2 protein-coding genes are annotated in these 656 nt (G+C 41.5%); both read right to left on the reverse strand.

Annotation, left to right across the window (positions count from 1 at the left end; genetic code table 11):
- Nucleotides 1-433: hypothetical protein (locus Y882_RS19615; protein ID WP_046973415.1), on the reverse strand; the 433-nt coding region annotated here is incomplete at its 3' end.
- Nucleotides 414-656: putative peptidoglycan-binding domain-containing protein (locus Y882_RS19620; RefSeq protein WP_046973416.1), on the reverse strand; the 243-nt coding region annotated here is incomplete at its 5' end. The genes Y882_RS19615 and Y882_RS19620, both read right to left, overlap by 20 nt.

The raw sequence follows: 656 nt of genomic DNA on the forward strand, positions 1-656 counted from the left end.
CAGTTGCCCTGAGTTCTTCAACCAAACGTCTGCCTTCTTCAAGACTTGAGTCGAGTCTGGCTGCATGGCTTGCAAGATTGAGGCATTGAGTGGTTCCGGTTGAGGCTTGACGTTTATAACTCTCGGCTCGTTTTTCTGACTGGAGCAACCGACTATTGTACTGGTTAGTAATAGAATCAATAACGACTTCATAAGACTCTTTGGCTTTATCAAGTCGAAGGGTAAGTTGCCCGACTTCATAACTGTGTTCCCGATTCTTTTGGTCATAAGCCAGTTTTACTCTATCAAGTTCTTTTGAGTACTCCTTCTTATCTTCATCCCATAGTGCTTGAACTTTCTTTTCACCATGTTGTGAACCAAGAAGAAAAAGGGTAGCTCCCAGAGCTACCCCTCCCAAAAGACATACAGTTAACTTAATTAACGATGTCTTCATTACACCTCTCCAGAGGGACATTACCAATACGGTTAGCAATCCATCCTGTAGTGTACTCAGGCATATTAAGAGATAAATAGTAGTTTAACTGTTTACCATCCAGAGACTTCAAAATGAGCTTACAGGCTTCTACTTTGCCTCGTTTATTCTGAAGGCTTTTATATGCACTTAGAGTTCCAGAACCGACTTTACCATCAACTTGTATTTTAGGGTAGTCTTTGCC

Source organism: Dyella japonica DSM 16301 (assembly GCF_001010355.1).
Lineage (GTDB): Bacteria > Pseudomonadota > Gammaproteobacteria > Xanthomonadales > Rhodanobacteraceae > Dyella > Dyella japonica.